Source organism: Psychrobacter sp. FME13 (assembly GCF_014861395.1).
GTDB lineage: Bacteria > Pseudomonadota > Gammaproteobacteria > Pseudomonadales > Moraxellaceae > Psychrobacter.
On record NZ_RRYV01000150.1, the window covers coordinates 1 to 7,568 of the forward strand.

At 38.2% G+C, this 7,568-nt stretch carries 5 protein-coding genes; 1 reads left to right on the plus strand and 4 read right to left on the minus strand.

Annotation, left to right across the window (positions count from 1 at the left end; translation table 11 throughout):
* Positions 1-579 precede the first annotated feature (579 nt).
* Positions 580-1,587: an EF-P beta-lysylation protein EpmB gene (epmB, locus tag EI164_RS13255; RefSeq protein WP_192520419.1), complete on the minus strand. Its 1,008-nt coding sequence runs from the start codon at positions 1,585-1,587 to the stop codon at positions 580-582.
* Positions 1,588-1,754: 167 nt separating this feature from the next.
* On the opposite strand from epmB, the gene efp reads away from it, so the two are divergent.
* A complete protein-coding gene (gene efp, locus EI164_RS13260) occupies positions 1,755-2,327 on the plus strand; it encodes an elongation factor P (RefSeq protein ID WP_192520420.1) in 573 nt (190 codons plus the stop codon).
* Positions 2,328-2,465: 138 nt separating this feature from the next.
* Here efp and EI164_RS13265 read toward each other — a convergent pair whose 3' ends face one another.
* From EI164_RS13265 to EI164_RS13275, 3 genes are all read right to left on the minus strand, one after another.
* Positions 2,466-4,283: a GAF domain-containing hybrid sensor histidine kinase/response regulator gene (locus EI164_RS13265; RefSeq protein ID WP_225739296.1), complete on the minus strand. Its 1,818-nt coding sequence runs from the start codon at positions 4,281-4,283 to the stop codon at positions 2,466-2,468.
* Between the two features lie 21 nt (positions 4,284-4,304).
* Positions 4,305-5,177, minus strand: coding sequence for a ThiF family adenylyltransferase (locus EI164_RS13270; protein WP_192520422.1), 873 nt, complete (start codon positions 5,175-5,177; stop codon positions 4,305-4,307).
* Between the two features lie 110 nt (positions 5,178-5,287).
* Positions 5,288-6,217 (minus strand): TatD family hydrolase, encoded by a 930-nt coding sequence (locus EI164_RS13275; protein ID WP_192520423.1) that lies wholly within the window; start codon positions 6,215-6,217, stop codon positions 5,288-5,290.
* Between the last annotated feature and the right edge of the window lie 1,351 nt (positions 6,218-7,568).

A 7,568-nucleotide genomic window follows, 5' to 3' on the forward strand; every position in this document is an offset into this window, starting at 1 on the left:
TTCTCGCTTGTGTCTTTATCTGGCTGCCGCTGATTTGAATTCTATACAGCCCCTAGTGGCTTTGAGTAACTTGGCAGGAGGAAAGTATTTAATCAGGTAACGCACAACGATATATAGGCAATCTCATATAAATGCACTATGGTATCAAGATAATTTATACTAATAAATGAATATACTCTAACACAGTAACGACACACAATAGACTTACCTATACTGACTAGGCCGTGTCCTCATTTAAACAAAGATGATAAACATGAGATAAATCACCATCAAACGCGAAAACTAGCGCTAATAATATCGGGATATCACCAGTTATTTAACGATATTAGACTACCTTCAATCCGTTTAGATAACAATTAATTGAATTGAAGATTCGCTTTAAATGATGACTTAACGTCAAGATGTGTCACCAACAATAGATACCACCTTACAGTAGGCTATATTTTTTAATACTTATAAAAATATTAATCCTAACTTCATTTTGTATCTTTTCTAAAACATAACAACGATAAACAGTTCGTATTTACTAACAAACTCATTCTTTGTCCACTAATTTTTAGATACACTATAGTGCCTATATTAATGCTCATTGTAAATGTTAATTGGTACCTTAAAAGGTCTATTCGGCAGCTCTCTGACCAATTTTGGCACAAGATAACCTGGTAACACCGCCAATAATGACCAGTAAAGCTGAATTGATGACCGTTCATCGATATCAAAATGTGCGGCACCAGACACTTTATCCAATACGTGTAAATAATAAGGTAGCACACCACATGAGAATAAACACTGGCTTAATTGCGCTTGCACCTCCACACTATCATTAATACCTTTTAATAAAACGGCTTGATTTAATAAGGTTATTCTAGCAGCTCGTGCACGCTGCAAGTGTTCTGCAGTTAGTGTATCTATTTCATTGGCATGATTACAATGAATCACCATCACAATGTTGCAGCGGCTTTGGGATAGTCTTGTCAACAATGCATCATCCAAACGCTCTGGAATGACCAATGGCAAACGAGTATGCATACGAATAGTAGTCAACTGAGGAAGAGATTCAAGCGTATCTAGCCATGCAAATAAACGTCTGTTTGTTACATTCAGTGGATCGCCACCACTCAAAATCACCTCATTAATCTCAGGATGCGCGGTAATATAATCAATGATTTTTTCTTTTGCTTCGGCTGTGGGCATATTTGCACTATAATCAAAATGCTGCCGAAAACAATAACGACAGTGAATGGCACAGGCGCCTGTAATGGTCAACAGTACTCTTGATTGGTATTTATGGAGCATACCCTTTATAGGGTTTTGCGTATTCTCGCTTAGAGGATCAGCCACATAACCCGTGACCTTTATTTGCTCCTGCTGATCTGGTAATACTTGTTTTAATAAAGGATCGTCCCTATCGCCAATGGTCATTTTTGCTACAAAAGCACGTGGGACGCGTAACTCAAAATGCTTAGGCACATAGATACTTTCTCGCACTGCTTCAAGCTGTAAGATGCTTAATAGCTCATCAATAGACGTAATGGCCTCGGATAATTGCGTTTTCCAGTTTTTTTGTGTGATTAAATGGTTTATCATGACAGCCTATTACCTGTGCCCAAAATCCAATATTATACGCTTTTAGTACGTAGCCTATCAAAGCATACGATTTATCCTTTAGACACTTAGCGTAATCAGCGATTTTGATACAGCAAACCCCATATCCCATTATCTCTCATCATATTTACAACCCTTAGGAGTCTCTTGTGGCAAGTTTTTCTACTAATGAATTTAAAGCTGGTCTAAAAGTTATGCTAGATGGCAATCCTTGTGCCATTCTTGAAAATGAATTTGTCAAACCAGGTAAAGGCCAAGCTTTTAACCGTGTTAAATTGCGTAATCTTCGTAGTGGTAAAGTGTTAGAACAAACCTTTAAATCTGGTGACAGCTTAGAAGCTGCTGATGTGATGGATACTGAACTGAACTATCTATACAACGATGGTGAGTTTTGGCATTTTATGGATCCAGAGAGTTTTGAGCAGATCCAAGCTGATAAAACAGCGATGGGCGACTCAACACAGTGGCTAAAAGAAAATAGCAATGCACTATGTACCATTACTTTATTTAACGGCGTACCTTTGTCAGTAACACCACCTAATTTTGTTGAGTTGCAAATCACAGAAACAGACCCTGGTGTGCGTGGTGATACCTCTGGCGGCGGCGGCAAACCTGCTAAGCTAGAGACTGGCGCGGTTGTACGTGTACCCTTGTTTGTACAGCAAGACGAAGTCGTACGTGTCGATACCCGCACGGGTGATTATCAAACTCGTGTTAGCTAAACAGTATTGAAAAGCAATATGATAGATAGCCACTATCTATTATGTAATAAAAAAGCTGAACTACTTGATAAGTAGCTCAGCTTTTTTTGTACTGATGACCGTGACACATAAAACGTAATACAAATTTTATGTAAGCAGTTACTCTTCTAGTAACTGCTTTTGTATCAACCAATACTGCACTAATGCGTTTAACTGCTCTTGTTTGAAAGGCTTGGTACAATAATCTTGCATACCTATTTTTAAGTATTTTTCGCGCTCACCATCCATTGCATTGGCAGTCAAAGCGATAATAGGTGGCAGTGATTGAGGATCATAGAGCTCATGTAATTTAATAGTAGCCTGTACACCATCTAATATAGGCATATGATGATCCATTAGAATAACATCATAACGTTCAGGAGAGCGTGCAAAAATCTCGATTGCTTGCTGTCCATCAGCAACATGTGTAACGGTATGACCACTCTTTTTCAAAGCTTTTTTGGCGATAATCGCATTGACGTTATCATCTTCAACCAGCAATATATGACCAGCACGCTCGTGGTTAGAGTCAATCACAGTAGCGTCATTTTCATCTTGCCACGCTTCGTATTGGTTCTCATCGATAGCAGGTAAAGGCAACAAAACCCTAAAGGTTGTACCGACACCCACCTCACTATCTACATCAATATAACCGCCCATTAAATTCACTAAAGACTTACAAACAGAAAGCCCAAGACCAGTACCGCCATAAAGACGATGTGTGAATTTATTTGCTTGATCATAAGCATCAAATATCGCATCTAACGACTCTGCCTTAATACCAACACCCGTATCGGTGATCTCAATACATAATGTCATGACCTTATCGCGATCACATTTAGCGGTCGCATCGTGAATAGTATTATCATTTGCATTATTTGTTGTAGCATCTTGAAGATGATAATTATCTGCGCTGTACGCTTCTAAGCCCTCATGCTGACAACTGAATACATGTTTAACATCAATACTAACTCGCCCTCCTTCACGAGTGAATTTAATCGCATTATTGACGAGATTAGCAATAATCTGTTTGAGGCGCACTGGATCTCCTTTCACATAAGGAGACAATGACTCGGTATAGTGATAGTCTAAAACCAACCCTCGTTGGCGTGCTCTGACAGCAAAAAGGCTCACCACTTCATTACATAATCCAGATAGGTTGATTGGAATAGCATCAATGGTCATTTTTCCAGACTCAACTTTTGATAAATCTAAAATACCATTGATAATCGCCATCAAGTGCTCATTAGATACTTTGATATTGTCCACGTACTCTTGTTGTTCAATGCTCAGTTTGGTTTCACTCAACATCTCCACCATGCCAATAATACCATTCATTGGAGTGCGGATTTCATGACTCATATTCGCCAAAAAGCTCGACTTCATTTTATTAGCATGTTTAGCATCGCGCTGTTTATCTCGTAGCCGCAACGCATCTGCTGTCATCGTCGCAAACTGAGACAAAATCTTTGCTTTTTGCTCATCAAACTCATAATTTGGCTGGGTATCCATCACACATAAAGAACCTAAGCGGTAGCTTTTATTGTCTTCGTAAATCATAATTGGCGCACCAGCATAAAAGTGCACATAAGGATCTTCTGTAACTAATGGATTTCGACTAAAACGACTGTCTATCGACAAATCAGGTATCATAAAGACTTCATCAGATAACACGGTATAATTACAAATAGCCACTTCACGTGTCGTTCTACATATACTACCAAGTCCTTTCGCAGATTTTAGATATTGTGTATTATCATCCATAAAAGTAATAGTAACGATAGGCATATCAAAAAACAATTTTACAAGTTCGACTAAACGCCTGAATGCAGGATCATCATCATCGTTCAGCACTTGATACTTCCTAAGTTTATGGATACGCTCTTCTTCATCTGCCGCTACTGGGTAGCTAAGTTTAGGTACGTTAAATATAGACAAGATGGACTCCATTAAATAAGATCAGACGCTCAGTTTATTGTCCGTCTGTTTTATCAATAATTGTAATGCTTCGCTCACCATCATCATCGCAACCACTGATGTAACTACGACTGCTGAACCATAGCCACCGCAGTGTAGCCCACCTGTTTGACAGCTCTTATCTATCCGTGGTGGCTCTGTAGAATAAACACATTTAATACCGAATTTTTCTTTTAAAGTACTATTAATACCTTTTTCATGGCGCAGCTTGTTACGTAATTTGGCTAGTAGCGGATCTTGATAACTATCACGCAAATCAGTTACCCTGATTTGGCTAGGGTCTATCTTGCCACCTGCACCACCTGCACAAACCATTTTTAATTTATTAAAACGACAATGTAAAGCAATGGCCAACTTAGCATTCATATCGTCGACGCAATCTAAAATAACGATCGGCTTGCCTTGAGAAGTAGCTGCTTTGGCTTCATCACGACTTGGTAATAAAGCTGCGATGTTTTCCACTGTCAAAAAATCATCAATCAAATTAAGTGTTACCTTAGGATTGATCTCACGAATACGTGCAGCCATTGCGCCAATTTTACTTTGACCAAAAGTACTATCTAGTGCAGGTAACTGCCGATTAACATTAGAAGCAACCAATACGTCTAAATCAATCAAAGTAATATTTCCAACCGCTGTTCTAGCTAAAGCTTCTGCGGCCCACGAGCCAACCCCTCCTACACCAACAACATAAACATGAGCAGCAGCGAAAGTATCAACAACTGATGCACTATAGAGTGTTCGTGTTCCTTGAAAACGACGTTCATATTGATCGTCTTCTTTCGTCACCTCAGCGATGACAGAGTCTTTAGTGGTGACTGACTCTGCCAGTTCGAATTCTCGTGTTTCACTCATAACAGGTTATATGCTCTTTTAAATTGTATGGGTCTCTCTTACGTCAGCGACGTATTACCAACCCATGGTCTATCAAAAACTTGGCCAGCAATGACCGATAACAAATAATATTATAATGGATACGCCCATGTCGTGCGCAAAGCATTGCAACTGTTGAGCCATAATTGTTTAGCAAGTCTATCTGGCGACACCTCAAGTAGCTCACTTAAGCTCAACAAGACCCATGACAGATTGGCAGGAGTATTACGGTCACGCGACTGCTTATTAGGCCAACTATTATCTGATGCCTGACATATGATGGGCATCATATCTGGGCAGTCCGTCTCTATGACCAAGCATTCAATACCATGACTATCGACAGCTGCTTGAATAGCACGGCGCAACTTTTTGGCATTTGGATTGGTGATTTGCCCAGTCACACCCAGTTTGAATCCTAGCTTTATAAAAGCCTTTGCTTCTTGCTCACCACCACTAAAACTATGTGCAATACCACCTAGTTTGTGTGCATCATAAGCATGTGCTTTCAATATGGACAATACCTCTGCATGTGCTTTCCGAATATGCAATATCACGGGCAATTGATACAACACTGCCATATCCAATTGCGCCTGAAAAAACTGCACTTGCCTTGCAAAGACATTAGGAGCTTTCATCTCAGCAGTAAAGGTGTCCAATCCTATTTCACCAATTGCTAGCGGGCGCTGCTCAGCAATCATTTTTGCCAAGTTTTTCAGGTGCTCTTCACTGTGCTCATTAATATAAAATGGATGCAAGCCCACTGCAATATGGCTTTCGATATGTGACACTTTTTGGCTATTAGATGTTTTTGTGGTATTCAATAGTCGCTCTGCATCATACATACGCTCAAAATGCTTGTATAAATATCCCACTAAAACCAAATGACGCACGCCTTTTGCATAAGCTTGCTGCACCAGTAATGCTCTATCATTATCGAATACTGGCTCATCAAAATGAGTATGGGTATCAATAAGAGGATATATATCAGGTACTTCCTGTATAGGTGTTATAGAGGCAGCCATAAGAGTCTTTAGTATCGTTGAAATACTTCATTGTTTGTAGTTTTATAGAAAAAACCAAGTCAATGACTATATTATCAATTATTATTTTAATAATCAGAATAAATTATATCAAAGATCGTATCTTCTATCGTATGTTTTCATTTTAGAATAATAAAAATTGAATGAGTTGCGATTAAAAGTGGAACACAGAGCCAATAATATTGGAGTACTAACCAACTACATGACTATATTTTCTGAAGCTCAGCCATCTCAGCCAATCTATATAGCTATCTGTTGTATTAGAGACTTGCTATAGGTGTGAACTTTATTTTTTCGCTTGTGGATTATTAGATTCCTCTATATCAGCCTTCCGACTGCTACGTCGAGGCACAACCAGCAAAACCATTACCACCGCTCCCAAAAGAAACCTCTTTTTTATTTTTTCATGACTCGTCATATATTCACCTTAACTTATATACTATTAACTAAATATATAAATACCTCATACTCACTTTATGCAACTCATAAAAGCTAGAATAGCAAAAATAAGGGCAAGTACGAAATATTAAAAACTAAGAGATTTTGATACGGTAAATTATATTTTGGGAATCTCATATTATAAATATATTATTACCATATTAGGACGTGTTTTCAATTTAATCGATAGTTATCTAAATGAGTTGAAAATTACTACATTCTGTCAACGGTGTTAAACAGCTGACTAATATCTAAATATTATCTACGCTATTTTCCTTGTTTGACAGTAATTTATCTCATTTTTATCAATATTTTTAAAATAATGACACGCTTTAGCATATATAGCCGATCCACTATAAAATTAATACAGCGTTACAGGTTACCCAGCCTCTGTTTGCATAGGAACAGCAAGCAAGAAAAATGTATCTCTGTATCGCGTGGTTGTATCTCTTTTATTTAGGACTTGCTATAGTTGAGTTCAAATAATTTCGATATAAGAAGTCTGGTGCAGGCTATACTTTAGTATGGTTAACGGGGATGACGATGTAGCATATTTATATGGATTTGGCTATACTAGAATATGGTAGATGCTGTGTTTAGCTGTGTTATAAATGCGCAAACTAATGTACGTTATGGAAGTGATTGATTAGATCATATACTTAGGATCTCACCATGTAGTCATTCTACTGTACATGTATGACTACACGAACCTAGCCTGAAGTATTACTATATTACCTCTACACTCTGTTGCTTTATACCCCTCTTAATTTGAATTAACCGTAGTAAAAAACGATAAAAAAGCCAGCAGCCCTTTATCAAATATTGATAAAGAGTTGCTGGCCCCCTATGGCAGGATAGTTGTCACCCCTAAATAATAATTCCAAAGGGGACAATG

Coding starts and splice junctions, on each gene's coding strand:
- epmB (WP_192520419.1), bottom strand. CDS start 1,587: ATGATAAACCATTTAATCACACAAAAAAACTGGAAAACGCAATTATCC.
- EI164_RS13270 (WP_192520422.1), bottom strand. CDS start 5,177: ATGAGTGAAACACGAGAATTCGAACTGGCAGAGTCAGTCACCACTAAA.
- EI164_RS13275 (WP_192520423.1), bottom strand. CDS start 6,217: ATGGCTGCCTCTATAACACCTATACAGGAAGTACCTGATATATATCCT.